The 24,344-nt window shown below is 34.7% G+C and carries 26 protein-coding genes and 2 pseudogenes; 16 read left to right on the forward strand and 12 right to left on the reverse strand.

Features of this window, described 5'->3' with window-relative positions; genetic code table 11:
* Positions 1–52 precede the first annotated feature (52 nt).
* The 3 genes from DMB92_RS06375 to DMB92_RS06385 all read left to right on the forward strand — a co-directional run bounded on the left by DMB92_RS06375 (position 53) and on the right by DMB92_RS06385 (position 3,083).
* Positions 53–1,231 (forward strand): NifS family cysteine desulfurase, encoded by a 1,179-nt coding sequence (locus DMB92_RS06375; RefSeq protein WP_142682293.1) that lies wholly within the window; start codon positions 53–55, stop codon positions 1,229–1,231.
* Positions 1,232–1,242: 11 nt separating this feature from the next.
* Complete coding sequence (locus tag DMB92_RS06380; RefSeq protein ID WP_142682226.1) at positions 1,243–2,211, forward strand: iron-sulfur cluster assembly scaffold protein; 969 nt, start codon at positions 1,243–1,245, stop codon at positions 2,209–2,211.
* Positions 2,212–2,720: 509 nt separating this feature from the next.
* A complete protein-coding gene (locus DMB92_RS06385) occupies positions 2,721–3,083 on the forward strand; it encodes a hypothetical protein (protein WP_142682227.1) in 363 nt (120 codons plus the stop codon).
* Positions 3,084–3,089: 6 nt separating this feature from the next.
* On the opposite strand, the gene DMB92_RS06390 is transcribed toward DMB92_RS06385, so the two are convergent.
* The 5 genes and pseudogenes from DMB92_RS06390 to DMB92_RS09405 form a co-directional block, all read right to left on the reverse strand.
* On the reverse strand, positions 3,090–3,551 hold the full coding sequence (locus DMB92_RS06390) for a DMT family transporter (RefSeq protein ID WP_142682228.1): 462 nt from the start codon (positions 3,549–3,551) through the stop codon (positions 3,090–3,092).
* Positions 3,552–3,629: 78 nt separating this feature from the next.
* Positions 3,630–4,214 (reverse strand): NAD(P)H-dependent oxidoreductase, encoded by a 585-nt coding sequence (locus tag DMB92_RS06395; RefSeq protein ID WP_142682229.1) that lies wholly within the window; start codon positions 4,212–4,214, stop codon positions 3,630–3,632.
* A 9-nt stretch (positions 4,215–4,223) separates the two neighbouring features.
* A complete protein-coding gene (locus DMB92_RS06400; protein ID WP_142682230.1) occupies positions 4,224–4,751 on the reverse strand; it encodes an NAD(P)H-dependent oxidoreductase in 528 nt (175 codons plus the stop codon).
* A 98-nt stretch (positions 4,752–4,849) separates the two neighbouring features.
* On the reverse strand, positions 4,850–5,431 hold the full coding sequence (locus DMB92_RS06405; RefSeq protein ID WP_142682231.1) for an NAD(P)H-dependent oxidoreductase: 582 nt from the start codon (positions 5,429–5,431) through the stop codon (positions 4,850–4,852).
* A gap of 132 nt (positions 5,432–5,563) precedes the next feature.
* Positions 5,564–5,703: pseudogene (locus DMB92_RS09405) on the reverse strand (ArsB/NhaD family transporter); the annotation flags it as partial.
* A gap of 19 nt (positions 5,704–5,722) precedes the next feature.
* On the opposite strand from DMB92_RS09405, the pseudogene DMB92_RS09410 reads away from it, so the two are divergent.
* A pseudogene (locus DMB92_RS09410) lies at positions 5,723–5,926 on the forward strand (hypothetical protein); the annotation flags it as partial.
* A gap of 1,126 nt (positions 5,927–7,052) precedes the next feature.
* Here the strand turns inward: DMB92_RS09410 and DMB92_RS06415 are convergent.
* Both DMB92_RS06415 and DMB92_RS06420 read right to left on the reverse strand, forming a co-directional pair.
* Complete coding sequence (locus DMB92_RS06415; protein ID WP_142682232.1) at positions 7,053–7,388, reverse strand: ArsB/NhaD family transporter; 336 nt, start codon at positions 7,386–7,388, stop codon at positions 7,053–7,055.
* Between the two features lie 31 nt (positions 7,389–7,419).
* On the reverse strand, positions 7,420–7,767 hold the full coding sequence (locus DMB92_RS06420; RefSeq protein ID WP_142682233.1) for a TIGR04076 family protein: 348 nt from the start codon (positions 7,765–7,767) through the stop codon (positions 7,420–7,422).
* 104 nt (positions 7,768–7,871) lie between these two features.
* Here DMB92_RS06420 and DMB92_RS06425 point away from each other — a divergent pair, with 104 nt between their 5' ends.
* On the forward strand, positions 7,872–8,258 hold the full coding sequence (locus DMB92_RS06425) for a winged helix-turn-helix transcriptional regulator (RefSeq protein WP_142682234.1): 387 nt from the start codon (positions 7,872–7,874) through the stop codon (positions 8,256–8,258).
* A gap of 77 nt (positions 8,259–8,335) precedes the next feature.
* Positions 8,336–8,734 (forward strand): hypothetical protein, encoded by a 399-nt coding sequence (locus DMB92_RS06430; RefSeq protein WP_142682235.1) that lies wholly within the window; start codon positions 8,336–8,338, stop codon positions 8,732–8,734.
* Here the strand turns inward: DMB92_RS06430 and proB are convergent.
* The 4 genes from proB to folE all read right to left on the reverse strand — a co-directional run bounded on the left by proB (position 8,731) and on the right by folE (position 12,723).
* The gene (gene proB / locus DMB92_RS06435; RefSeq protein WP_142682236.1) at positions 8,731–9,486 is read right to left on the reverse strand and encodes a glutamate 5-kinase; all 756 of its coding nucleotides are present in this window, start codon (positions 9,484–9,486) and stop codon (positions 8,731–8,733) included. The genes DMB92_RS06430 and proB overlap by 4 nt on opposite strands.
* 14 nt (positions 9,487–9,500) lie before the next feature.
* On the reverse strand, positions 9,501–10,673 hold the full coding sequence (locus DMB92_RS06440; protein ID WP_142682237.1) for a pyridoxal phosphate-dependent aminotransferase: 1,173 nt from the start codon (positions 10,671–10,673) through the stop codon (positions 9,501–9,503).
* Positions 10,674–10,795: 122 nt separating this feature from the next.
* Positions 10,796–12,151: a flagellar protein export ATPase FliI gene (fliI, locus tag DMB92_RS06445; protein WP_142682238.1), complete on the reverse strand. Its 1,356-nt coding sequence runs from the start codon at positions 12,149–12,151 to the stop codon at positions 10,796–10,798.
* Positions 12,151–12,723, reverse strand: a complete 573-nt coding sequence (gene folE, locus DMB92_RS06450) for a GTP cyclohydrolase I FolE (protein ID WP_142682239.1) — start codon at positions 12,721–12,723, stop codon at positions 12,151–12,153. Before folE ends, fliI begins: the two co-directional genes overlap by 1 nt.
* 124 nt (positions 12,724–12,847) lie before the next feature.
* Here folE and tig point away from each other — a divergent pair, with 124 nt between their 5' ends.
* From tig to DMB92_RS06485, 7 genes are read left to right on the forward strand one after another with little or no spacing between them, the layout of a single operon-like run.
* Positions 12,848–14,170, forward strand: a complete 1,323-nt coding sequence (gene tig / locus DMB92_RS06455; protein ID WP_142682240.1) for a trigger factor — start codon at positions 12,848–12,850, stop codon at positions 14,168–14,170.
* Positions 14,170–14,754: an ATP-dependent Clp endopeptidase proteolytic subunit ClpP gene (clpP, locus tag DMB92_RS06460; RefSeq protein WP_142682241.1), complete on the forward strand. Its 585-nt coding sequence runs from the start codon at positions 14,170–14,172 to the stop codon at positions 14,752–14,754. Before tig ends, clpP begins: the two co-directional genes overlap by 1 nt.
* A 16-nt stretch (positions 14,755–14,770) precedes the next feature.
* Positions 14,771–15,802, forward strand: a complete 1,032-nt coding sequence (locus tag DMB92_RS06465) for a GGDEF domain-containing protein (RefSeq protein ID WP_142682242.1) — start codon at positions 14,771–14,773, stop codon at positions 15,800–15,802.
* 3 nt (positions 15,803–15,805) lie between these two features.
* Positions 15,806–16,345 (forward strand): peptide deformylase, encoded by a 540-nt coding sequence (def, locus tag DMB92_RS06470; RefSeq protein WP_142682243.1) that lies wholly within the window; start codon positions 15,806–15,808, stop codon positions 16,343–16,345.
* Complete coding sequence (locus DMB92_RS06475; RefSeq protein ID WP_142682244.1) at positions 16,342–17,853, forward strand: YifB family Mg chelatase-like AAA ATPase; 1,512 nt, start codon at positions 16,342–16,344, stop codon at positions 17,851–17,853. The genes def and DMB92_RS06475 overlap by 4 nt, the downstream gene beginning before the upstream one ends.
* Positions 17,846–18,157 carry a hypothetical protein gene (locus DMB92_RS06480; RefSeq protein WP_142682245.1) on the forward strand — a complete coding sequence of 104 codons (312 nt, stop codon included), beginning with the start codon at positions 17,846–17,848 and terminating at the stop codon, positions 18,155–18,157. The genes DMB92_RS06475 and DMB92_RS06480 overlap by 8 nt, the downstream gene beginning before the upstream one ends.
* 10 nt (positions 18,158–18,167) lie before the next feature.
* Complete coding sequence (locus tag DMB92_RS06485; protein ID WP_142682246.1) at positions 18,168–18,968, forward strand: MBL fold metallo-hydrolase; 801 nt, start codon at positions 18,168–18,170, stop codon at positions 18,966–18,968.
* Between the two features lie 274 nt (positions 18,969–19,242).
* Here DMB92_RS06485 and fumC read toward each other — a convergent pair whose 3' ends face one another.
* Positions 19,243–20,640 (reverse strand): class II fumarate hydratase, encoded by a 1,398-nt coding sequence (gene fumC / locus DMB92_RS06490; RefSeq protein WP_142682294.1) that lies wholly within the window; start codon positions 20,638–20,640, stop codon positions 19,243–19,245.
* 207 nt (positions 20,641–20,847) lie between these two features.
* Here fumC and galU point away from each other — a divergent pair, with 207 nt between their 5' ends.
* The 3 genes from galU to DMB92_RS06505 are packed head-to-tail and all read left to right on the forward strand — an operon-like array spanning position 20,848 to position 24,330.
* Complete coding sequence (gene galU, locus DMB92_RS06495; RefSeq protein ID WP_142682247.1) at positions 20,848–21,672, forward strand: UTP--glucose-1-phosphate uridylyltransferase GalU; 825 nt, start codon at positions 20,848–20,850, stop codon at positions 21,670–21,672.
* Positions 21,666–22,892, forward strand: a complete 1,227-nt coding sequence (locus tag DMB92_RS06500; protein WP_142682248.1) for a glucose-6-phosphate isomerase — start codon at positions 21,666–21,668, stop codon at positions 22,890–22,892. The genes galU and DMB92_RS06500 overlap by 7 nt, the downstream gene beginning before the upstream one ends.
* A gap of 49 nt (positions 22,893–22,941) precedes the next feature.
* Positions 22,942–24,330: a replicative DNA helicase gene (locus DMB92_RS06505; RefSeq protein ID WP_142682249.1), complete on the forward strand. Its 1,389-nt coding sequence runs from the start codon at positions 22,942–22,944 to the stop codon at positions 24,328–24,330.
* Positions 24,331–24,344 lie beyond the last annotated feature (14 nt).

Below are 24,344 nucleotides of genomic sequence, written 5' to 3' on the forward strand. Positions count from 1 at the left end.
TCATATTTTTTCCCTACCAAAAAACGACGAAGGAAAAACATTGCAAGAACAAATGAAAGTGTATTTAGACAATAATGCAACCACTATGTTAGACCCCTGTGCTTATGAGCTAATGCTTCCTTTTTTTAAGGAGCATTATGGCAACCCAAACAGCCTTCACGCTTTTGGAAGTGCAACTCATTCTGCTTTAAAAGAAGCTATGGATAAGCTTTATGCTGGACTTAATGCTAGTGATTTGGATGATATTATTATCACTTCCTGTGCTACTGAAAGCATTAATTGGGTCTTTAAAAGCGTGTATTTTGACCATATTTTAGACAAAGAAAGAAATGAGGTTATTATCAGTGGGGTCGAACACCCTGCAGTGAGTGCTGCGGCTATGTTTTTAAAGCAGCTTGGCGTGAAAGTAATTGATTTGCCTGTAAATAGTGAGGGGCTAAGCACGGCTGAGGATTTAAAAAAAGTAATCAGTGATAAAACCGCTCTTGTGAGTGTAATGTGGGCAAATAATGAAACAGGTATGATTTTCCCTATCAAAGAAATGGCTGAGATAACCCACGAATTTGGGGCTTTATTTCATACAGACGCCACTCAAGCGGTGGGCAAGATAAAGATAAATTTAAAAGATGAGGGCATTGATTTAGCTTCTTTTTCAGCTCATAAATTTCACGGACCAAAGGGCGTTGGTGGGCTTTTCATCAAAAAAGGCGTAAAGCTTACTCCACTTTTGCACGGAGGTGAGCATATGGGAGGTCGCAGAAGTGGGACTTTAAATGTGCCTTTTATCGTGGCTATGGGCGAGGCTTTGAAGATTGCAAATTCTATGCTTGAATTTGAGGATAGCCATATTCGTCGTTTGCGTGATAAGCTTGAGGACGCTATTTTAACTTTGCCTGATACGACAGTGGTTGGAAATAGGCAAAATAGAGTGCCAAATACGATTTTAGCAAGCATTAAAGGCGTCGAGGGAGAGGCTATGCTTTGGGATTTAAATCAAAACGGCATTGCGGCAAGTACGGGTTCAGCCTGTGCCAGCGAGGATTTAGAAAGTAATCCAATTATGGAAGCAATAGGGGCTGAAAATGACCTAGCTCACACAGCTTTGAGGCTTTCTTTGTCGCGTTTTAATACTGAAGCTGAGATTGATTATGCGATAGAGCAGATTAAAAAGGCGACCGAAAGGCTAAGAAGTATATCAAGCACTTATGCTTATAATCCAAATCAAAGATAAAGGAGGATGAAATGGGAAAAAATAATTTAATCGGTGGTTCTATCTGGGATGAATATTCTCAAAAGGTTCAAGACAGAATGAATGCTCCACGCCATATGGGTGAATTTACAGAAGATGATGCGAAAAAAGCCGATGCAAAACTTATCGTGGCTGATTTTGGAGCTGAAAGCTGTGGTGATGCTGTGAGGCTTTATTGGCTTGTGGATGAAAAAACAGACACCATTAAGGACGCTAAATTTAAAAGTTTTGGCTGTGGGACAGCCATAGCAAGTAGTGATACTATGGTTGATCTTTGCATAGGAAAAAAGGTCGATGAGGCTGTGAAAATCACAAATTTAGATGTTGAGTTTGCAATGAGGGATAATCCAGAAACTCCAGCCGTGCCACCTCAAAAAATGCATTGTTCTGTTATGGCTTATGATGTGATTAAACAAGCTGCAGCTCAGTATAAGGGGATTTCGCCTGAGGATTTTGAGGATCAAATTATTGTGTGCGAGTGTGCTAGAGTAAGCCTTGGCACGATTAAGGATGTGATTCGCTTAAATGATTTGCATACTGTAGAAGAAATCACACAATACACTAAAGCAGGGGCGTTTTGTAAATCCTGTGTGAAGCCTGGAGGGCATGAAAAGAAAGATTATTATCTTGTGGATATTTTAGCTGAAACAAGGGCTGAAATGGAAAGAGAAAGGCTTAAGGAAATGAATAAAGAGGACTTAGCTTTTGAAGAAATGACTATGGTAAAGCAGCTTAAAGCTATAGAAAGTGTTTTAGATGCTGAGGTTAGGGCTATGCTTCAAAGTGATGGTGGGGATATGGAAGTGATTGATATACAAAAATCAGCTGAAAATATCGATGTTTATATCCGTTATTTAGGAGCTTGTAGCGGCTGTTCTAGCGGAAGTGGGGCTACGCTTTATGCTATAGAAAATATTTTGCAAGAAGAGCTTAGTCCTAGAATTCGTGTTATGCCTGTGTGAGTAAGTAAAATGCTAGGAATTTATGATTCCTAGCTTATTTATTCTTAGGTGTTTTTGCTTTTTAGTAAAAAAGTTTGCTTATTTTTAAATTTATACTTCAGTATAAAATTTGCTTCAAAAATGGTATTTTTGTAATTTGTAAATAAAATTTACGAAAGGTTAAAATATTTTAACTTTTTGCCGATGCTACGCACACTGATAGTACTTTTCCCAACCCTTAGTATTAAATTTAAAGGATAAATAAAATGATTTCAAGCTCAGCTTTCAAACTTGATTTCTCGCAAATGAAATACACTTCCTTTGTAGATCATCATGTCGTTTATAGCTCTATGTAAGAAAGCCTTTATAATGAGGGTAAATTTGCAGTTGCTACCCTAGCCTTAGAACTTGATAAAACTATAAAAAATGACAAGAATTTAGACGGCATAGTAGAATATGGCGAAGCTTTAAATGATAAGGAGAGATTACAAGATGCTAAAGATGAGGCTAAGGAAAGTTTTAGCTCTGGTATGCAAGATTATATTTTTGATGAAAATGAAAAGCTTAAAATCTTACTTAAAAGTGTAAAAAATGCCGAACTTTTAAATAAGTTAAATTTAGAAGGAATTCATTCTTTAAGCAAGGAAGAACTTGAAAGATTGAAAAATGAATTTCTAGAGCTTTTTAATGAAGAAGGTGAATTGAAGCAAGAAGAATTTCAAAGCCTTTTTGAAAAGATAAAAGAAGAATTCTTAGAACAAAGCTCTTCTTTTTTAGGAGTATATAAAAAAGAGCTTGAAAATAAAGACTTCGAAAGCTTAATGCAAGTTATCCAAGAAATCAGCACAAATTTAAGTGAAAATACCCAGATAAATTTAAAGCTTGAGCTTTAGGGATACTTAAGCTTTTTTTAAAAGTTCTTTTGAAAAAAAGACCAAAAGTCCCACAAAGACTATGCCAAGACCTAGTATTTTTTCCCAAGAAATGGCTCTTTTATTGAGTTCAAAAGCCCCAAAATGATCTAAGCCCACACTCATTAAAAGTTGTCCAAAAAGTATAATCAAAAACATATTGATAAGCCCTATTTTGGGAGCAAGCAAGATAGTTCCAAAGACAAAAAATGCACCTAAAATTCCACCTAAAAACTTCCACCATGATTGATGAACAAGGGCTTTAAAGACATTTATATTTAAATTTGCGTTAAAATAGGCTATGATAGCAAGTAAAATTGTTCCTATGGTAAAAGAAATCAAGGCTGCGATAAGAGGAGAGCCTTGCAAAGACCTTCCAAGTGCTGAATTTATAGGAGCTTGTAAGGCTATAGCTACACCCATAAGCAAGGCTATGATATAATATATCATGGATTTTCCTTAGTCTAATCAGTAATTTTTAGCATATTGTATCCAATTAGACTAAGTTAAAATTTAAGATTTCAAAATTTAGTCTAAAACCCTTGCTAAATGAGTTTTGTAATCCTCTATGTATTTTGAAATTTGAGGATTTTTGACCACATCATTACACATAAAAGTTGGCAAACAAGTCATACCGATAAACTCATGTATTTTATGAAAGTGAAAATAAACCGCTTCAACTCCCTTGCCCTCAAAAAATTCATTTTTATCAGTAAAAGCACGAAGTGGGGCATTCCAAGTAACACTAAGCATAACTTTTTTGCCCTGCATTAGCCCACCTTTGCCGTAGTTTATATCAGGATTATCCCTGTGGCGACCATCGCTTATAAAAAATTTCTCAAAGCCCTTTGTTGTGAAGATTGTATCGATGTATTTTTTGACTATCCAAGGCTCACCCATCCACCACGCAGGAAGTTGCCATATCGCAAGTTCGCTATCAAGCCATTTTTGCACTTCCTCATCTTCATTATAACCCTTATCTATATGGGTTTGAATGATTTTGTATCCTCTATTTTCAAGTTCCGTTTTTGCTACTTCTTGAAGAGTTGCACTAAGTTTTGCTTTGCTATCATCAAAAACCTTAGATCCATTTAAAAGTAATGCTGTTTTCATATTTTATCCTCATAAATTTTTTACATACTCGATAAATTCTTTAGTATTTTGCTCTATGCCCTTTTCATCTAGACCATAACTTGCCCCAAAAGCAGCAAAATAAGGCTGATAAATGATGTGAGAATGATAGCAAAGTGCCTTAAAGGGGCTTAGAATTTCATCTACGCTAAAGCCAACTGCACCTTCTTTTGAAAAATTTTGCTCCTTATCTCCAAAAGAAATGGCAACTGAGAATTTTTTTTGATGAAGTTTATCCCCTCCAGGTCCATAAGCAAAGCCCTTTGTAAAAACATCATCAAAGTATTTTTTAAGTAGCACAGGATAGCTATACCAATGAATAGGAAAGCAAAAAAGCACCTTATCATGTCCTATTAAAAGCTCTTGTTCTTTGGCTACATCGATTTTAAAGTCTGGATATTTTTCATAAAGATCGTGTATCAAAACGCTATCAAGGCTCTTTAAAGCCTCTTTTCTTGCCTTATTTACCCTTGATATGCTCATATCTTGATGAGCAAAAATTGCTAAAAGTTTTTTCATATATACTCCTTTTTATAATAAAGAATAATTATACCTTAAAACATTAAAAAGCTAACAAAAACAATTTATTTTAAAATTAAAAATTTCTTAAATAAAATTTAGCCCAAAACCCTTGCTAAATGAGCCTTGTAATCCTCTGTGTATTTTGAAATTTGAGGATTTTTAACCACATCATTACACATAAAAGTTGGCAAAACGCTAAAACCATTGTATTCGTGTGCTTTTCGAAGATGAAAAATGACCGTTTCTATACCCTTACCCTCAAAGAACTCATTTTTATTAATAAAGGCATTTAGCGGAGCATTCCAAGTCATGCTAAACATTACTTTTTTGCCCTGCATTAGCCCACCTTTGCCGTAGTTTATATCAGGATTATCTCTGTGGCGTCCATCGCTTTTACTAAATTTACCAAAACCAGCACTAAAAACCTTGTCAATGTATTCTTTCATGATCCAAGGCTCACCCATCCACCACGCAGGAAACTGCCAAATGATAAGCTCGCTATCAAGCCATTTTTGCACCTCTTTTTCCTCATCATAACCCTTATCTATAATGGTTTCAAGCACTTTATAGCCCTTATTTTCAAGCCATTCTTTGGCTACGCTTTGCATGGTGGCATTTAGTCTTGTGCCATCATTTGAAAATTTCTTTGAACCATTGATCAGTAACGCTGTTTTCATGTTTTCTCCTTGTTTTTAAATTTGAAGTTTTATTATACATAAAACATTTAAAAAGCACAATACGAAAAATAAAGTAAGATACGCACCAAAAAGAGAGTATAAAAACGATAAGAAATTTAAGCTTAAAAACGCTTAGATAAATAAAGCCAAAACAGTGGCAAAAAGCGTAGGTAGGGTTATTAGGAGGCTAAATTGAGGTATTGTTTGAGGCTGATTTTAATGCCCTTGTTTGCTAGCAAGCCAAGCCAAAGCAAGGTTGCAAGCGAGCCTAATCTTATAGAAAATTTCTAGGGATATGCTAAGTTAAGATTATCAAAATTTAAAGGTATTAAAAAAGAAGTTTTCTATATTACACTTAAAAGAGACAGAAACAACATTCGGCAGTCAAAACGAAATTTCAGCAGTCAATTTAGAGATAATATGAAAATTGAAAGCAAAAATCTCTATAAAGAGTTGCTAAAATTAATTAAAAATGACCCTCTTAAGTTATCTTGAGTCATATATTTTCTATCTCAATATTGACTAATTTATCTAATCAAATCATGGTGAGTATGAGTAAAAACTAAGAAAGCATGTGTTGCATCAAAATTCATTGGGTGAATGTATAGGGTTACAAAATATTGCATAGAGAATCCTTATTTAACAAAATTACAATTCAATGTGTAATCTATAAAAAGTATAAAAAATACTAACACAATATAACACAATATTAAACTTATTTTATAAAATTTATAACTTATAAGTTTTTTCTTATATAGAAAAATCATAATTACAGGAATAACTAAAGATGATGGTAAAAGAATTACACTCATATCGCCAAAGCACCATATTTTTACAGAGAAATGCTCAACACCAAGTAGAGATAAAATGATATTTACTATAAAAGCAAATGGATATGAAAATATAATGGCAGATACTATCATTACTCCAAAGCATATAAAGCAATCTAGTATAAATTTATCAAAACTAAATTCGTTGTCCATTGTCCCTACCTTTCTAACTCATTAGAATGAGTATGAGTAAAACAAAATTCATTGGATAAATGTAAATGGTTGCAAAAAATTGCATTGATTATCCTTTTATTTAATTGGTCCTGTAGCAATTTTTATTGCACATAACCACCAGAAGCTAGTCGATAATATAAATACAAACCAAAAACTTGATTTATAAATTTTATATTTAATTATTATGCCTTTCTTTTCTAAAAAAAACCAAATACTAAAAAACAATATATGACATAATGTAAATGAAAGGGCATCAAATAAAAAATCATTTAAAATATCTAGATTTCCTAAATAGAATGTTGGTCCTAAAATATCAAAAGCAAACTTCTTAAGAAATTCTATAATTAAATTTACTGGAAATAATAATATAACTATAGAGCTTAGTATCAACAACATACATATCAAGCAATCTAATATAAACTTACCAAAGCTAAATTTTTTACTCAGTATAGAATGATACAAATAATAAGTGCTAAAATATAAGCAAAATATTCGTTATAAAAATAGATTATGGCTGTTGCTATCGATAATATCAACAAAATAGTATTTTCTTTATATAGTAAATTTATCAATGGGCGTTAAAATCAAAATCGCCCCGTCATTGCTAAAAAACGCACTCACAAAGGCTGTAAAAATAAATAAAAAAAGCAAAGCCTAAAGCTTGAAAGCTCTAAATTTCGCCTTGAAACTCGCAAAATTTGATGAGAAATATACTCAAAAAAGCCCAAAATTTCAAGACAAAAACAAAGCACGATAAGGCAAATAAGAGCCAAAGAGCTATCCCAAACCAAAGCAAAAATCTTGCTTAAATCCTCAAAAGTAAATTCCACCAAGCCAAAGCTTCCAAGCAAAAGAACGCAAAATGCACCCAAGCTTGAATACACCCAAACGCCTAAATTTAAAGGTCTTAAAAGGATTGCTATAAGGCTTAGTATAAAAATGGTAAAAATCATTTCAAGCCTTGCTTTGATCTAAAAAGATAAATCACAAATGAGCCTCGTAAATTTCAGCCCTTTCAGCCTTTTCATCAAGCTGAGTGAGCTTAAAAATCACAGGTCTAACGCCGTCATTGCATGAATTTATGGCAACTCCGGGCTTTGTGATCCAGTCTTTGAAATAAAAAATTTCCTCCTTACTCATATGAGCAAGAGCAAAGACATATTGATAAATCGCTTTCCAAGCCTCATCGCAAAAATTTTCTGGCTTATCAAAGCCGTTGCTTATGAAAACTTGTCCTACGCTATGGGCAGGACAGGGAGTTTTTACGCCAAATTCCTTAGCCAAATCCTCGTCAAAATGCGTTTTTATAACTTCTATTTTGATTTTTTTCATTGAAATTTCCTTAATTTTCAAAATATTTTGCAATTATAAATCAAACTTTGTTAGAATGCAATACGAAATTTAAGGTAAGATACGAGCAAAAAGGAGTGTGAAAAATGACGAAATTTATAAATGATTTTACAGATGAGGTTTTAGAAAAAGATGAGCAAAATGCTTGTGTAAGCTCTCTTGAGCAAAGTCCTTTTGCCTACACGCTTTCTTTGATCAGCGGGAAGTATAAGATGAGTATTTTGTATTGTTTATCGCGTGAGGAAGTGGTTCGATATAATGAAATGAAACGCTATTTAAAGGGCATTTCCTTTAAAACCTTAACGAATGCTTTAAGAGAGCTTGAAGCTGATAAGCTCATCATTCGCAAAGAATATCCCCAAATTCCACCAAAGGTAGAATACAGCCTTTCAAAACGCGGAAAATCCCTAATCCCTGTGCTTAATGCCATGTGTGAGTGGGGAAAGAAAAATAAAGAAGCTTCTAAAATTTAGAAGGCTTAAATGTAGTTTAAAGGATTTAAAAAATGAATATAAATTTAAAGTTTTTATGTAAATTTAAGGAGAGAAAAATGTTTAAAATCGGTTTGATTTTTATGACTTTATTTTTTATTTCTTGTGCGACAAAAAATGAGTTCAATTCAGAAGACAAAGCTTTAGGTGGAGCAAAGGATAATAATGGTTGTTTAATAGCTGCTGGATATACTTTTAGCAAACTTAAAAATACTTGCCTGAGGCTTTTTGAAGAGGCAGTAGCTTTAAAAAATATGCAAGATGAAAATGCTACAAGTGCTGCTTTTGTGATCATCGAGGGCGTGAAAGCTGAGCTTTTTTTACCTGAATTTGATGAAAGTCTTGTGCTTGAACTTAAAAATAAAGCTTTTGTGAATAAAGAATTTAGACTTGAAAAGCGAAATGATAAGCTTTTTTTGAGTAAAAACGCAAAGCTTATTTATAAAAGTTACAATTAGGAAAATAAAGTTCCGCCAATTTGTTTGCCCTCAAGTAAAAAAGTTTTAGCTACGCAAAGATCAAAACCGCTAGTTAGAAACATTTTTCTACCTCGTTCAAGCAAAAACTCAGCAGCCTTTAGTTTGGTGATAATGCCACCTGTTCCATGCTCGCTTCCTGTTTTTATTTCAGCTTCAAGCCATTTTGCATCGATTTTGCTGACTTTTGATAAGAGTTTGGCGTTTTTAAATTCATGAGGATTTTTATCATAAAAGCCGTCTATATCACTTAAAATTACGAGCATATCAGCTTCAAAGAAATGAGTTGTATATGCTGATAAGCTGTCATTATCTCCAAAAATGATCTCTCCTGTATCTATGGTGTCATTTTCGTTGATTATAGGTAGGATTTTATAAGAAAGCATAGCTTCTATGGTGTTTTTTGCGAGTTTTGTTGCTCTTCTTGAATCAAAATTTTTAGCTGTGAGTAAGACTTGTCCGCCAATTTTATTAAAAGGGGCTAAAAACTCATTGTAAATTTGTATAAGTAAGGGTTGACCAATAGCAGCTAAAACCTGTTTATTAGTGAGATTATCTCGCTTTATATTAAGTTTTGTTTGTCCTGTCGAAATGGCAGCTGAACTGACCAAAATCACTTCATATTTTTGCATAAGCAAGGCAAGAAAGGAGACTAAATTCTGCACTCTTTCCTTGCTTATGGTATTTTTTTCGCTAATGATATGTGAGCCTACTTTTACGACTATTCTTTTCATCAACTTTTGATTTTTTAAGCCTTATAATTTTGTATAAAATCACTTATGCGTTCTATACCTTTGATGATATTATCCATGCTTGTAGCATAAGAAAAACGAAAGTATCCATCCATACCAAAACCAACGCCCGGCACAACAGCGACCTTTTTTTGTTCAAGTAGTTGTTGACAAAATTTCATAGAATCTTTTTGAAGTTTTGATATATTAATGAAAAGATAAAAAGCTCCTTCTGGTTTATAAAAGCTTATGGTATCTATTTTTGAAAGAAGTTCGCAAGCCTTGTCTCTTCTTTTTTGAAACTCTATCCGCATTTTTTCCACATCTTCATTTGCTTTTCCTAAAAGAGCAGCCGTTGCTGCGTGCTGGGTAATGGAGCATATATTTGAGGTACTTTGTCCTTGAAGCCTTTTTACAGCAGCGTTGAGTTCTTTGTTTTTACTTGCCATATAGCCAAAACGCCAACCAGGCATTGCTGCACACTTGCTTAGCCCATTGATAGTAACTGTTCTTTTTAAAGCATCTTCGCTCACGCTTGCAAAGGCATGAAATTTAAAATCATCATAGCAAAGCTTCTCATACATTTCATCACTTAATACAATGATATTTGTACCCTCAAGTACCTTAGCCAAGGCTTTTAGTTCATCTTTGGTGTATACTGAACCCACTGGATTTGAAGGTGAGTTTAACATCAAAATTTTAGTTTTTGAAGTGATAGCATTTTTAAGCTCATCAGCAGTCATTTTAAAGCCATTTTTTTCATCTGTATAAACAAAGATAGGCTTAGCACCGGAGTATTTTACCATTTCAGGATAACTTACCCAAAAAGGCACAGGGATAATCACTTCATCGCCTTCTTCAACGAGGCATTGTATGCATTCAAAAAGCGAATGTTTTGCTCCAACATTAGTGATGATCTCGCTTGTTTCATAGCTTAAGCCGTTATCGTTTTTAAGCTTAAATTGCACGGCTTCAAGCACACTTGGTAAGCCTGCAACGGCTGTGTATTTTCCACAACCTTGCTCTATAGCCTTTATGGCTGCTTCTTTGATGATTTGCGGGGTATCAAAATCAGGCTCGCCTGCTGAAAAGCTCAGCACATCTTCGCCCTTTGCCTTTAAATCATTTGCTAAAGCTGTGATAGCAAGAGTTAGGGATTCTCCTAAGGTTTGCGATCTTTTACTTAACATTTTTTCTCCTTATTTTTTCCGCATACATTTTACATAATTCAAAAATAAAATTAGCTAAATTTGGTCATTTTTATCAAAAAAGAAGATATGAGTGTTCGTTTTTGAAACAAATGGAGTTGAATTTATGTATTTGGATTTGGAACTTGTATGTTTGTACTGCTTTGTTGTGTTTGGTTAATGCTTTCTAAAAGTGCTATAGTTTGCTCAAACTCAAAGCTTTCATCAGGATTTTGGCTTAAAAATTTTTGCATAAAATCCTTTCTAGCAATGGCTTCATCAAGTTCTCTATCACTTCCTTTTTGATATGCACCTATCCTTAAAAGCACCTCATTTTCCTTTAAAAGCGAATTGAGCCTTTTAAATTTACGCGCAGCAAGCTTATGTTCAGGCGTGATGATATCGCTCATCACACGAGAGGCTGAGTTTTGGATATTAATAGGCGGATAAATTCCAAAATCCGTCAGCTCCCTGCTCAAAACAATGTGTCCATCAAGTATAGAACGGCTTTGATCGGCTATAGGATCGCTCATATCATCACCATCAACAAGCACGGTAAAAAAGGCTGTGATCGTGCCTTTTCCCTCTTCCTTGCCTGTTCTTTCCATGAGCTGAGGAAGCAAGCTTAAAACGCTTGGTGGATAGCCCTTTGTGGTCGGTGGCTCTCCAAGCGCAAGCCCTATTTCTCTTTGAGCCATAGCAAAACGCGTTACACTATCCATGATAAAAAGCACATCTTTTCCCTGCTCTTTAAAATACTCCGCCACGCTCATCGCACAAAATGCGCCATATTTTCTCATCAAAGCACTATCATCACTTGTGGCTACGACTAAAACGGTGTTTTCTAAATTTCCACCTAAATTTTTTTCGATAAATTCAGGGATTTCACGCCCTCTTTCGCCTATTAAGGCTACTACTTTTATGGGAGCTTTGGAGTTTTTTACTATCATGCCCATAAGCGTGCTTTTTCCTACGCCTGATCCTGCAAAAATGCCTAGTTTTTGTCCCTCTCCACAGGTTAAAAGTGCATCAATAGTCTTAACCCCCACAGGAAAAACCTTATTTATGAGTCCTCTTTTCATCGCGTCAATTGGAGCGCGCATAATAGGCATAAATTTACTCACCTCAATGCCACCCTTGCCGTCCTTTGGTCTCATAAAAGGATCAACCACGCGTCCTAAAAGCGAATCGCCGACACCTATTTGCATACCTGCATCGCTTATAAAAGCTTTATCTCCTATCTTAAAGCCCTCGATGAAAGAAAAGGGGCTAAGATAAGAAAAATCCTCCTTAACCTCCACGACCATAGCCATAGTTTGCAAATTTTCATTTTCATTTGAAACCAAACGCACGATGTCGCCAACGCCTGTTTTAAGTCCCTTGATCTCAATGCTTGTGGCTGAAATTTTCGTGATTTGTCCAAAAAGTGAGCTTAAATTTTCTTTTTTTGCAAGTTTTGAACGCAAATTTTCAAGACTCATTAAAAACGCACCTGCTTAGGAGAATTGATAAGTGCAAAAAATTCTTTTCTTGTTTTTTCATTTTTCAAAAAAAGCCCTCTAAGAGCTGAGGTTGAAGTGGTGGAATTGACCTTTTGTACTCCACGCATTTCAACACACATGTGCCTTGCTTCGATAACCACACCAACGCCTTTTGCACCGACATTTTGCATTAAAGCTTCAGCGATTTGCTCGGTTAATTGCTCTTGAATTTGAAGCCTTCTTGCAAAAACTTCTACAAGACGTGGAATTTTGCTAAGTCCAACGACTTTTTTATCCGGTATATAAGCTACATGAGCGCGTCCAAAAAAAGGCAAAAGATGATGCTCGCAAAGGCTGTAAAATTCTATATCTCGCACCAAAACCATTTCGTTATTTGAGCTTTCAAATAAGGCGTCATTTAAAATTTCTTTCACATCTTGATGATAGCCACTTGTCAAAAACTCAAAAGCCTTAAAAACTCTTTGAGGCGTTTTTAAAAGTCCTTCGCGGGCAGGATTTTCGCCCATAATTTCAAGCATAGTTTGAACGCAGTTTTCAAATTTATCTTGCATTTTTTCTCCAAAAATTCCTAAGTGCCAATTTTAACATAAAAAGCTTTAATTTTTATCTAATACAAAGCAAAAATTTGATATAGTGGCGAGTAAAATTTACATTAAAATTTAAGGAAAAATAAGTATGCAAGTATTAGCAAAACAAGAAGATTCTGTAAATGCAAGCGTAAGCGTAAGTATTTCAAACACAAGCATTCAAGATGAGGTTCAAAAAATAGCCACTAAGGCAGCAAAAACGATGAAAATGGACGGCTTTAGAGTGGGAAAAGTTCCTGTGAGTGCTGTGATAAAAAGATATGGTAAAGAACTAGAATACGATGCAGAGCAAAATCTTTTTAAAGAAGCGATTAATGAGGCTTTAAAAGAGCTTAAAAAAGAAAGTAAAGATATGATCGCTGAACCCTTTGTAGAAAAATTAGATAGAAATGATAAAGAGTTAAAAGCTGATCTTGTGATTTCTTTTAAGCCCGAAGTTAAACTTGATGATTATGAAAAACTTATCCCTGAATACAGCAGTCCAAAAGTTACAAAAAAAGAGCTTGATGCGAGAAAAGAAGAGGGCTTGAAAAGTTTTGCAAAAACTGAGCCGATTAAAGAACAAAGAGCCTTGAAAGAGGGAGATTTTGCTAAATTTGATTTTGAGGGCTTTATAGATGGAAAGGCTTTTGATGGTGGAAAGGCTGAAAATTTTACCCTTGAAATAGGTTCAAAGCAGTTTATACCGGGTTTTGAAGAAGCTATGATAGGTTTAAAAGTTGGGGAGGAAAAAGATATTAGCGTTCCTTTTCCAAAGGATTATGGAGTGCCTAGTCTTGCAGGAAAAGAAGCTGTTTTTAAAATAAAACTTCATGAAATTTTAGAGCTTGTTTTGCCAAAGCTTGATGAAGAGCTTTTGAAAAAACTTTTGCCGGGCGAAGAAAATCCAAGTGAAGAAATGCTTGAAGAAAGGCTTAAAGAGCAGATCAAAAAAGAAAAACTTTATAAGCTTATCAATGAAGAATTAAGGGTCAAATTTGCTGATACCTTGATCGAGCATTATGATTTTGATCTGCCAAGAGGAGTTGTCGAGCAAGAAACTGATATTCAGTTTAGAACAGCTTTAAGCACTTTTAGCGAAGATGAATTGAAAGAAATTCGAGAAAATACCCAAAAGGCTAAAGAAAAACGCGACAGCTTTAAAGACGAGGCAAGAAAAAGCGTGAAGCTGACCTTTATCGTTGATGAGCTTGCAAAACTAAGAAAAGTAAGCGTAAGTGATCAAGAAGTGATACAGGCTGTGTATTTTGAAGCTTATCGCTATGGAAGTGATCCAAAGCTTATGCTTGAGGATTATAGAAAACAAGGTATTTTACCGGCGATTAAAATGTCCTTACTCGAAGAAAAGCTCTTTAACGATATTTTTATGCCAAAAGAAGAGAAAAAGTCCTCAAAAAAGGAGGATAAATAATGTATATCCCTTATGTGATAGAAAAGACGAGTAGAGGCGAGCGAAGCTATGATATTTATTCTCGTCTTTTAAAAGATAGGATAGTGATGTTAAGTGGAGAAATTCATGATGAACTTGCTGCTTCTATCGTGGCTCAGCTTTTGTTTTTGGAGGCTGAAGACCCTGAAAAAGATATTTTTCTCTACATAAATTCTCCCGGTGGTGTTATTACGAGTGGTTTTAGTATATATGATACGATGAATTATATCAAGCCTGATGTTTGCACCATTTGCATAGGACAAGCAGCTTCAATGGGTGCGTTTTTGCTAAGCTGTGGTCAAAAAGGTAAGCGTTTTGCTTTGCCAAATTCTCGTATCATGATACATCAGCCCTTAGGTGGGGCAAGAGGACAGGCTACGGATATAGAAATTCAAGCTAAAGAAATTTTAAGACTTAGAAGCATTTTAAATGAAATTCTAGCCGAAAATACCGGACAAAAACTTGCCAAAATAGCCAAAGACACAGATAGAGACTTTTTTATGAGTTCAAATGAAGCCAAAGAATACGGACTTATTGACAAGGTTTTGCAAAAAAGTTTTAAATAATTAAGGAAATTTGACGATGAATAACGATTTTTTATCTGATTTTGGTGATATGAGTTCAGGTCTAGGAGATAGTGATAGCAAGGATAATCAAAAACTTCAAAAAATAAGCGGTGGAGAACTTGAAAAATTTGCAAAGTCTGTCTTAGGCGAACTTGTAAATGATAATGTTCCTCCTATCCCTGAAAACTATAAGATTTACTTTGAAAAACATCTTGATGATAAAACAATGACTTTTAAAAAGCGTATCTTAGAGATGATGGAATTTGAAAACACTCAGGATAATAAGCAAATTTTTATTGAAAATAAGGTTAAAAAAAGTTTTAATTCTTTAAATCATCTGCTCCAAGACATAGCCATGGTTTATAAAAATACAGAGGTTATAAGAGAGGTTTTAGAAAAAAAGGCAGCTGAACTTTCCATAAATTCTGGAAATTTAAATATGCTTAATGTTATCGAGAGTTTGCAAAATGATATGAAGCGTTATACCTCTTTACTTGAAAAGTATTCTATGCATATCAAAGAAAATTTCGAATATGTTAATCATACTTATAAGAGCATAGAAGAACAAAGCGATTTTGATCCGGTGTATTCGATTTATAATTTCAAATTTCTTAGTAAAATTTTAACACGCTGTGCTGAGGGCTATGCGAAGTATAATTATCAAAATTCTTTATTACTTTTTAGGGTTAAAAAGTCTGTGCTTGATAGCGTTTCTCCAAAAGATCAGGTCATTTTACTTAAAAATATCTCTAAAATTTTACAAAAAAATGTCGTAAAAGGAGATATCGTAGCCTGCTATAAAGATGGAATTTTTGCTGTTTTGCTTCAGCATACCAATATCCAAAAAGCTCAAAGCGTTGCTCAAACTTTGATTGATAATATCTATAATACAAATTTCTTTATGAGTTCAAATGAGGTTAATATAGACATACAAGTAGCCCTTACCCTAGTTAAAGATGATACTAGTGTTGATAAAACCTTAGAAAAAGTCGCTAAAGCTCTTGATAGTAGTGGCAAGGATAAAGATCCTTTTAGTGTGGTGGAGTAAGTTTTGAAAAGAGAGATTATCACTTATCCTAACAAGAGGTTGTTTTTAAAATCTGAGCCTGTTCAAGAATTTAATGAAGAGCTTCATACCTTGCTTGATGATATGTATGAAACAATGATTGCTTATAATGGTGTTGGGCTTGCGGCTATTCAAGTGGATATTCCTTTAAGGGTAATGCTTGTGAATATACCAGATGAAAATGAGGAACAAAAAAAGGAGGATTTGCTTGAGATTATAAATCCTGAGCTTACTTTTTTAGATGATGAACAGATTACCTGTAATGAGGGCTGTTTGAGTGTCCCTGATTTTTACGAAGAGGTAACAAGGAATAAAAACATATACCTTAAGTATCAAGATCGTTTTGGAAATTTTAAAGAGCTTGAAGCAAGGGGCTTTTTGGCTGTGGCTATCCAGCATGAAAACGATCATCTTAATGGACATTTGTTTATAGAAAAAATCGCTTATTCAAAAAAGCAAAAATTTGATAAAGAGTTTAAGAAAAATCTCAAAGCGAAAAAGAAAAATACTCAAGCTAAAAAATGAAAAAACTTAAATGCGTAAGTTTTAATGATAAGCTTGATATTATCGATGTAGAATCCACTTTCACAAGAGGTTTGCCCGGTTTTAGCATAGTAGGACTTCCAAACTCAGCTATCAAGGAAAGCACAGAACGCATAAAAGCAACCTTGATGAGCAAAAACTTCTCCTTTCCTGCCCAGAAAATCACGATAAATTTAAGCCCCTCAGGAATTCCTAAAAATGGCTCGCATTTTGATTTGGCTATGGCTATTTTGATCCTTTTGCAAAAAGAAGAATTTGATGAGTTTTTTGTTTTTGGAGAGCTTGGACTTGATGGGAGCATTAAAAGCACAAAAGAGCTTTTTTCTTTGCTTTTGTTTTTATCTGCAAAGCTTAAAAAAGCAAGAGTGATCGTTCCAAAGCAAATTGCTTTAAAAGCTTCTATGATACCAAATTTAGAAGTTTTTGCCTTAGAAAATTTAGACGAAGCTTTGATTTTTTTCAAAGAAAAGCAGTATGAAAATTTTAAATTTAAAAATTCTCACCCCTTATTTGAGCAATTTATAGAAATTAATGGGGAAAAATATATCAAAAATATCAATTTTCCCTATGATTTTAAGGAAGTTAAGGGGCAAGAAAATGCTAAAAAAGCTTGTCTTATAGCAGCTCTTGGCATGCATAATATCTTGCTTGAGGGCAGTGCTGGAAGCGGAAAAAGCATGTGTGCTAAAAGGCTTGCTTATATCATGCCTCCACAAAGTTTAAGCGAGGTTTTAGCTCAAAATGCTTATATGTCCTTAAGCTTTAATGAATGTGAGTTTTCAAGCACAAGAGCTTTTAGAAATCCTCATCACACCAGCACAAGAGCAAGTATTTTTGGTGGAGGAACGAGGGCTGCGATGATAGGGGAATTAGCCCTTGCAAATGGAGGCGTGTTGTTTTTTGATGAGTTTCCACATTTTTCAAAAAATATCATAGAAAGCCTTAGAGAACCTTTAGAAGATAATCAAATCCTAGTTTCAAGGGTCAATTCAAAAACGCGTTATGAAACCAAATTTCTTTTTATCGCTGCTCAAAATCCTTGCCCTTGCGGAAATTTATTTTCAAAAAATTTAGCTTGTTCTTGTAGCGAGCTTGCTATAAAACGCTATAAAAATGCTATCTCAGCACCTATACTTGATAGGATAGATCTTTATGTGGCAATGGACGAGATCAGCAAAGATGATAAAAGCACTATAAATTCCACCCAAATGAGCCAAATGGTTTATGAGGGCTTTGAATTTATGAAAAAAAGAGGACAAAACGAATTTAATGGCAAGTTAAATGATGAGGATTTGAAGCGTTTTTGTGTGCTTGATGAGGATGCAAAGGATATTTTAGATAAGGCTATTTCAAGATATAAGCTTTCTCAAAGAGGGATAAATAAAACCTTAAAAGTAGCAAGAACTTGTGCTGATTTGCAAAAAGAGGATATAATCAACAAGACACATTTACTAACAGCTTTAAGTTATAGGATAAGAGCTTATGTTTAAGAAAATCATTTTATTTACCATGCTTCATGTGCTTTGCTTTGCACAAAATCTTTGTTTTGAAAGTAAGGATTTTTACCTAGTGCTTCAAAATACTTGTTCGCAAGATGAAAGGGTTTGTAAGGAGGTCATCTTACAAAAGATAGACAAAAAGACAAGGCAAACCATAAATTTAAAAGGCGAACTTAGAATCAATGAATACCTTTTTAAACAGGGTATGAAAGATTTTATCATTCGTGGTAATGAGTTTTTTATGCTTGATTATGGTAAATTAGTGGGAAGTTTCGAGCTTTTTAGTTGCGAATAAAGGAGAAAAAATGAAAAAAATTATTTTGCTGATCTTTGCTTTTTTGCTTTCAAGCTCTTTTGTTAAGGCAAATGATTATTTTGAATACACTATACAGGGTGTTGAGGTTAAGATTTTTTCACTAGGAAAAAGAGATGCTCCTGTGGATAAGCTTATATTTAAAGACAAAAGCAAAGCCCATAGTCAAGCCTTAATGAAAAACGAACACAATCTTATGTTAATCAAGGATAAAAATTTTATTATGCTTGTAGATACAGGTTTTACGCATACAAGAGAGCTTTTAAAAGAGAGTTTAGCTCGTTTTGGTGTTAAATTTGAAGATATTACCCACCTTGTTATCACTCACGCACATGCAGATCATATAGGCGGGATTTTAAATGACAAGGGAGGCAATAATTTTCCAAATGCTAGCTTGTTGATTGATGAAAAAGAATATACTTTTTGGACCAATTCAAACAATGAGCTAAGCAAAAATGCTCTTCTAATCTTTAAGGATAAAAAACAATTTTTTGATCACTCTAAGCCTCTTGTAAATTCCAAGCTTCATATAAAGCCTATCAAAGCTTATGGACATACTCCCGGACACAATGTCATAAGTCTTGATCATGATAAATTTGTTTTTATAGCCGATCTTGTTCATGTAGCAAGCATTCAGTTTAAAAATCCAGATATTGCGATTGCTTACGATCTTGACAAGGATCAAGCTATAAAGACAAGAAAAGAATTTTTAAAAGACTTTGAAAAAAACAAAAGCTTGATACTTGGGGTACACACACCTTATATAGAATTTAAAAGCTTGAAAGATTTTTAAGTATTAAAATATACTAAGTTAAGTTTTTTCTCATCTTAGTATTTTTGAAAGATTAGGATCTTGGGCTAAATTTAGCATTCACATGTGGATATAAATTTAAGCCCTTTAACTCTTTAAATTTATATCCTTATTGTATTTTCAAGGGCTAAATCTTATCCTTAAACAACTAAGCCTAAGATGAGATTTAAGCCTTTAAATTTCACTTCTTCAAAGAGTAAATCATATCCTTAGGCACGAAGTTAAAATAAGACTTCAGCCTTTTCATTCTTTAACTTTACTTCTTTAAAGGGTGAATCATATCCTTAGGCACAACGAATTTATCATAATCAGCCTCACTAACCAAGCCAAGTTCCATAGCACTTTCTTTTAAAGAAATTCCCTTTTTGTGAGCATTTTTAGCAATTTTTGCCGCATTTTCATAGCCTATGTGAGGATTTAAAGCCGTTACTAGCATTAAAGAATTATTAAGATTATGCTCTATTTTTTCTAAATTTGCCTCAATGCCAACAGCACAGTGCTCATTAAAAGAAAGCATAGAATCAGCTAGCAAATCAAGGCTTTGCAAGAAATTATAAATTATAACAGGCTTAAAAACATTAAGTTCAAAATTACCTTGTGAGGCTGCAAAGCCAATAGCAGCGTCATTTCCCATAACCTGCACCGCAACCATAGTTACGGCCTCGCACTGAGTAGGATTAACCTTGCCGGGCATTATGGAGCTTCCGGGCTCATTTTCAGGTATATTAAGCTCAGCTAAGCCACATCTTGGCCCACTTGCAAGCCATCTTATATCATTAGCTATCTTCATCAAATTTGCAGCCAAGCCCTTCATCGCACCATGTGTGAAAGTGATGGCGTCATGACTGGTTAGAGCGTGAAATTTATTAGGACTTGAGACAAAGTTAACCCCTGTTAGTTTGCTAAGTTCGCTACTTACTTCCTCGCTAAAATTTAAAGGAGCATTAAGCCCTGTGCCAACTGCAGTTCCTCCAATGGCAAGCTCTCTTAAGCTAGGAAGTGAGGCTAAAATTTGCTCTTTTGAATGCTCAAGCATAGATAAATATCCGCTAAATTCTTGTCCCAAGGTTAAAGGAGTGGCATCTTGCAAGTGAGTTCTTCCAATTTTGACTATGTCCTTAAAAGCCTCAGTTTTTTTCTTAAAGGTAGAAATTAGCACATCAAGAGCTGGGATAAGCTTTTTTTCGATTTGCTCAACGCTAACTATGCTCATAGCTGTTGGGAAGGTATCATTTGAGCTTTGTCCCCTATTTACATGATCATTTGGGTGAATTTCTTTTTGCTTTCTAAAATCCTTGCCCATAAGCTCAGTAGCTACATTGGCAATGACTTCGTTGACATTCATATTGCTTTGAGTGCCTGATCCTGTTTGCCAAATGGCCAAAGGAAAATTATCATCAAATTTGCCCTTTAAGATCTCATCGCAAGCCTTAACAATGGCTTCTTTTTTTTCTGCATCAAGTCCGTTTCCAAGCTTGTGATTGATGATAGCGCAAGCTTTTTTAAGATTGACAAAGGCATAAATTAAAGCTTTTGGCATTTTTTCTATGCCTATTTTGAAATTTTCAAAGCTTCTTTGAGTTTGCGCTCCCCAATACTTCTCATCAGGCACATTAACCTCGCCCATAGTGTCGTGTTCTACACGATAGATCATTTTTTCTCCAAAGATCATTTTTTCTCCTCTAAAATTAAAGATAATGAGTTATTGTAGCATATTTTTTGTTTTCATTAAAGCTATAAAGATATTTTCATACCTTTTTATTTTTTAGAGTTTCATTTCTAAATTCCTTAAGCACCTTGTTGAAATTTATATTTTTTGCTATAATCAAGCTTTTATTTATAAATTTTCAAGGACAAAAATATGCTTCAAACTTGTATCTTCCCAGCAGCAGGCTATGGAACGCGTTTTTTACCTGCGACAAAAAGCTTACCAAAAGAGATGTTACCTATACTTACTAAGCCTTTGATTCACTATGGCGTTGATGAAGCTTTGGAAGCTGGTATGGAAAATATGGGCTTTGTAACGGGGCGTGGAAAAAGGGCTTTGGAGGATTATTTTGATATTTCTTATGAGCTAGAACATCAAATTTCAGGCACAAAAAAAGAATATTTGCTCAGTGAAATTCGTTCTTTGATCGATCGTTGCACCTTTACTTTCACAAGACAAAAAGAAATGAAAGGCTTAGGCGATGCGGTTTTAAAGGGCAGACCTTTGGCTGGAGATGAAGCCTTTGGCGTGGTTTTGGCTGATGATTTGTGCGTGAATGAAAATGGTATCGGCGTTATGGCTCAAATGATCAAAATTTATGAAAAATACCGCTGCACCATAGTTGCTGTAATGGAAGTACCACAAGATCAGGTTTCAAACTACGGCGTGATAAGTGGCAATGTCGTCGAGGATAATTTAATCATGGTAAATTCGATGATAGAAAAGCCAAGCCCAGAAGAAGCTCCAAGTAATTTGGCAATAATTGGCAGATATATCTTAACGCCTGATATTTTCGGCATTTTAGAAAATACCAAGGCAGGCAAAAATGGCGAAATTCAGCTTACCGACGCCCTTTTAACTCAGGCAACAAATGGAATGGTCATGGCTTATAAATTTGAGGGCAAGCGTTTTGATTGCGGTAGTGTAGAGGGCTTTGTGGAAGCGACAAATTATTTTTATAAGAAAAGTTTATGCTAAAAAACAGCTTATTTTTTCCAAAAACTGAACTAAAGCTCATCAGCTCTTATGCTAGGCGGATCAATGATGAGCTTGAAAGTGGCGATGTGGGGTATTATCACTTGATCGATACTTCTTTGAGCCTTGTTGATGAAAGTCTTGAGTTTATTAAGGATAAAACGCATATTAAAAATATCGTTTTGGTGGGAATGGGTGGCTCAAGTTGTGGCGTGAAAGCACTTAGGGATTTGCTTTTTGATGAAAAAAACAATGATAAAAAGCTTTTTATACTCGATAACACCTCCTCGCACTCTTTTACTAAGACTCTTGAGGGCTTAAAGCTTGAAGAAAGCTTGTTTTTAATCACCAGCAAAACAGGAAGCACGATAGAAGTCGTTTCGCTTTTTAAGCTCATTATAGCACATTTTTCGCTTAAATTTGAGGAGCTTAAAAAATACTTTGTTTTTATCACGGATAAGGACTCTAAGCTTCATAAACAAGGGCTTGATTTGGGTGTTAAAACCTTTTTTATCCCTCAAAATGTAGGCGGGCGTTTTAGCGTGCTTTCAGCCGTTGGCATAGTGCCACTTTGCTTTTGTGGATACAATGCAAAAGCTTTTTTAGAAGGAGCTAGAGCTTGTTTTGAGGACTTTTTTATGCATAAAAAAGAAGAGCTTTTGCAAAAGGCTTATCATTACTGCACGCACAAAAGTGCAAATATCAATGTGCTTTTTTCATATTCTGACGCTTTTAAGGGCTTTAATGAGTGGTATATCCAGCTTATCGCTGAAAGTTTGGGCAAAAAAAGAGGCTATAAAAGGGTGGGTTTAACGCCTATTGCTTTGATCGGCGCTAGGGATCAGCACAGCTTTTTACAGCTCATTATGGACGGACCAAAAAACAAAACGATCACTTTTTTAAAAATCCTTGATAGCAAAAAAGCACCTATCATACCAAATTTAGACTTTTCTTACCTTGATAGCTTGAGCAATGGCGTAAATTTACACGAGCTTTTAAATGCACAATGCGATGCGACCATGCATGCTTTGATCGCTGAGGGACTCAGCGTTGATTTGATCGAGCTTGAAAAGCTTGATGCGTGGCATATAGGGTATTTGATGTATTATTATGAGCTTTTTACCTCAACTTGCGGGATCATGCTTGGTATCAATACCTACGATCAACCCGGCGTTGAAGTGGGCAAGCTTATACTTAAAAATATACTTGGCGTTAAAAAATAAAACAAAGCTACTTAAAGCATAAATTTAGATTAAGGATTAAAGATTAAAGATGGGTTATTTAGATGATGGATATTTGGATTTAGATATTGAAAGGGCGATTTTAGCTTCTTGTCTTTATAGTGAAAATGCTTATGAAAGCATTGCTACAGAGATAGAAGCAAATGATTTTAGTCTTAAGGCTCATGAGGATATTTTTAGGGCTATTGTTGCTTGCTCTAATGCAAGAGAGCCTATCAGTCCTACCTTTATCAAAAAATACAAAAAACTTGATGAAAAGGTTTTAAGTGAAGTTCTTGAAACAAGTTCTGTAGTTGATATAAGCAAATACGCCAAAGAACTTAAAGAAAAATCCACAAAAAGAAAGCTCTTAAATTTCGCCTACACTATGCCTGCTAAGATCAATGAACCAAGACCTGTGAGTGAAATTTCAGATGAGCTTAATAAAGAAATTTTTAATATCACAAACCGTGCTAATAGCTCAGATATCAAAGATATGCCTGTGGTTTTAGGAGAACTTTTAGAAGAGTTTAAAAAGCAAAAAGAAGCTAAAAATAAAGAAATTTTAGGTCTTGATACAGGTTTTAATGATTTAAACAAAATGACAAAGGGCTTTAAGGCAGGTGATCTTGTCATCATCGCTGCAAGACCGGGTATGGGAAAAACTACGATTTGTTTAAATTTTATAGAAACAACACTTAATGATGGCAAAGGTGTTGTGCTGTTTTCTTTGGAAATGCCAGCAACGCAGATTATTATAAGGTTGATTTCTGCAAAGACTTCTATCCCCTTGCAAAGGCTTTTAATTGCTGATTTAAACGAAGATGAATGGGAAAGAGTAGCTGATGCTTGCAACGAATACTCTAAAAAAAATTTTTATATCTATGATAATGGTAGTGCGAGTATCGCAGACATTAGAGCGATTTTAAGAAAGCTTAAAAACCAAGATGAGAGCATAGAACTTTGCGTGGTGGATTATATAGGCTTGATGATGAGTAGTTCAAATTTTAGTGATAGACATTTACAAGTAAGTGAAATTTCAAGAGGTTTTAAACTTCTTGCTAGAGAACTTAACATGCCTATCATCGCCCTTTCTCAGCTTAACAGAGAGGTTGATAAAAGATCAAATAAACGCCCTATGCCAAGTGATTTAAGAGAAAGTGGTGCTTTAGAACAAGATGCCGACACCATACTTTTTGTTTATCGTGATGATGTGTATAAGGAGCTTGAAGAAAGAGAAAGAGAGAGCAAGGCTAAGGCTGAAGGAAAAGAATACAAAAGGCATTTTTTCCCCAACCCCAAACAAGAAGAAGCAGAGCTTATAGTAGGGAAAAACAGGCACGGACCTACAGGCTTTGTAAAGCTTATCTTTCTTAAAGAAAATGCTCGTTTTGTGCAAGATACGAGGCTTAATATCGAACAAAGCGAATTTACCGAGTGATTTTATTACTTTTT

Origin of the sequence: Campylobacter sp. MIT 99-7217 (genome assembly GCF_006864365.1) — a bacterium.
Lineage (GTDB): Bacteria > Campylobacterota > Campylobacteria > Campylobacterales > Campylobacteraceae > Campylobacter_D.

Bases quoted from the DNA above. Each gene is read 5' to 3' on its own strand.
- DMB92_RS06485 (WP_142682246.1), top strand. From the start codon at position 18,168: ATGAAAAAAATTATTTTGCTGATCTTTGCTTTTTTGCTTTCAAGCTCT.
- DMB92_RS06390 (WP_142682228.1), bottom strand. From the start codon at position 3,551: ATGATATATTATATCATAGCCTTGCTTATGGGTGTAGCTATAGCCTTA.
- tig (WP_142682240.1), top strand. From the start codon at position 12,848: ATGCAAGTATTAGCAAAACAAGAAGATTCTGTAAATGCAAGCGTAAGC.
- DMB92_RS06430 (WP_142682235.1), top strand. From the start codon at position 8,336: ATGTTTAAAATCGGTTTGATTTTTATGACTTTATTTTTTATTTCTTGT.
- DMB92_RS06385 (WP_142682227.1), top strand. From the start codon at position 2,721: ATGCAAGATTATATTTTTGATGAAAATGAAAAGCTTAAAATCTTACTT.
- galU (WP_142682247.1), top strand. From the start codon at position 20,848: ATGCTTCAAACTTGTATCTTCCCAGCAGCAGGCTATGGAACGCGTTTT.
- DMB92_RS06400 (WP_142682230.1), bottom strand. From the start codon at position 4,751: ATGAAAAAACTTTTAGCAATTTTTGCTCATCAAGATATGAGCATATCA.
- folE (WP_142682239.1), bottom strand. From the start codon at position 12,723: ATGCAAGATAAATTTGAAAACTGCGTTCAAACTATGCTTGAAATTATG.
- DMB92_RS06480 (WP_142682245.1), top strand. From the start codon at position 17,846: ATGTTTAAGAAAATCATTTTATTTACCATGCTTCATGTGCTTTGCTTT.
- DMB92_RS06415 (WP_142682232.1), bottom strand. From the start codon at position 7,388: ATGATTTTTACCATTTTTATACTAAGCCTTATAGCAATCCTTTTAAGA.
- DMB92_RS06465 (WP_142682242.1), top strand. From the start codon at position 14,771: ATGAATAACGATTTTTTATCTGATTTTGGTGATATGAGTTCAGGTCTA.
- clpP (WP_142682241.1), top strand. From the start codon at position 14,170: ATGTATATCCCTTATGTGATAGAAAAGACGAGTAGAGGCGAGCGAAGC.
- DMB92_RS06440 (WP_142682237.1), bottom strand. From the start codon at position 10,673: ATGTTAAGTAAAAGATCGCAAACCTTAGGAGAATCCCTAACTCTTGCT.
- DMB92_RS06505 (WP_142682249.1), top strand. From the start codon at position 22,942: ATGGGTTATTTAGATGATGGATATTTGGATTTAGATATTGAAAGGGCG.
- DMB92_RS06380 (WP_142682226.1), top strand. From the start codon at position 1,243: ATGGGAAAAAATAATTTAATCGGTGGTTCTATCTGGGATGAATATTCT.
- fumC (WP_142682294.1), bottom strand. From the start codon at position 20,640: ATGATCTATCGTGTAGAACACGACACTATGGGCGAGGTTAATGTGCCT.
- DMB92_RS06405 (WP_142682231.1), bottom strand. From the start codon at position 5,431: ATGAAAACAGCGTTACTGATCAATGGTTCAAAGAAATTTTCAAATGAT.
- DMB92_RS06500 (WP_142682248.1), top strand. From the start codon at position 21,666: ATGCTAAAAAACAGCTTATTTTTTCCAAAAACTGAACTAAAGCTCATC.
- DMB92_RS06420 (WP_142682233.1), bottom strand. From the start codon at position 7,767: ATGAAAAAAATCAAAATAGAAGTTATAAAAACGCATTTTGACGAGGAT.
- DMB92_RS06375 (WP_142682293.1), top strand. From the start codon at position 53: ATGAAAGTGTATTTAGACAATAATGCAACCACTATGTTAGACCCCTGT.
- DMB92_RS06395 (WP_142682229.1), bottom strand. From the start codon at position 4,214: ATGAAAACAGCATTACTTTTAAATGGATCTAAGGTTTTTGATGATAGC.
- proB (WP_142682236.1), bottom strand. From the start codon at position 9,486: ATGAAAAGAATAGTCGTAAAAGTAGGCTCACATATCATTAGCGAAAAA.
- DMB92_RS06475 (WP_142682244.1), top strand. From the start codon at position 16,342: ATGAAAAAACTTAAATGCGTAAGTTTTAATGATAAGCTTGATATTATC.
- DMB92_RS06425 (WP_142682234.1), top strand. From the start codon at position 7,872: ATGACGAAATTTATAAATGATTTTACAGATGAGGTTTTAGAAAAAGAT.
- fliI (WP_142682238.1), bottom strand. From the start codon at position 12,151: ATGAGTCTTGAAAATTTGCGTTCAAAACTTGCAAAAAAAGAAAATTTA.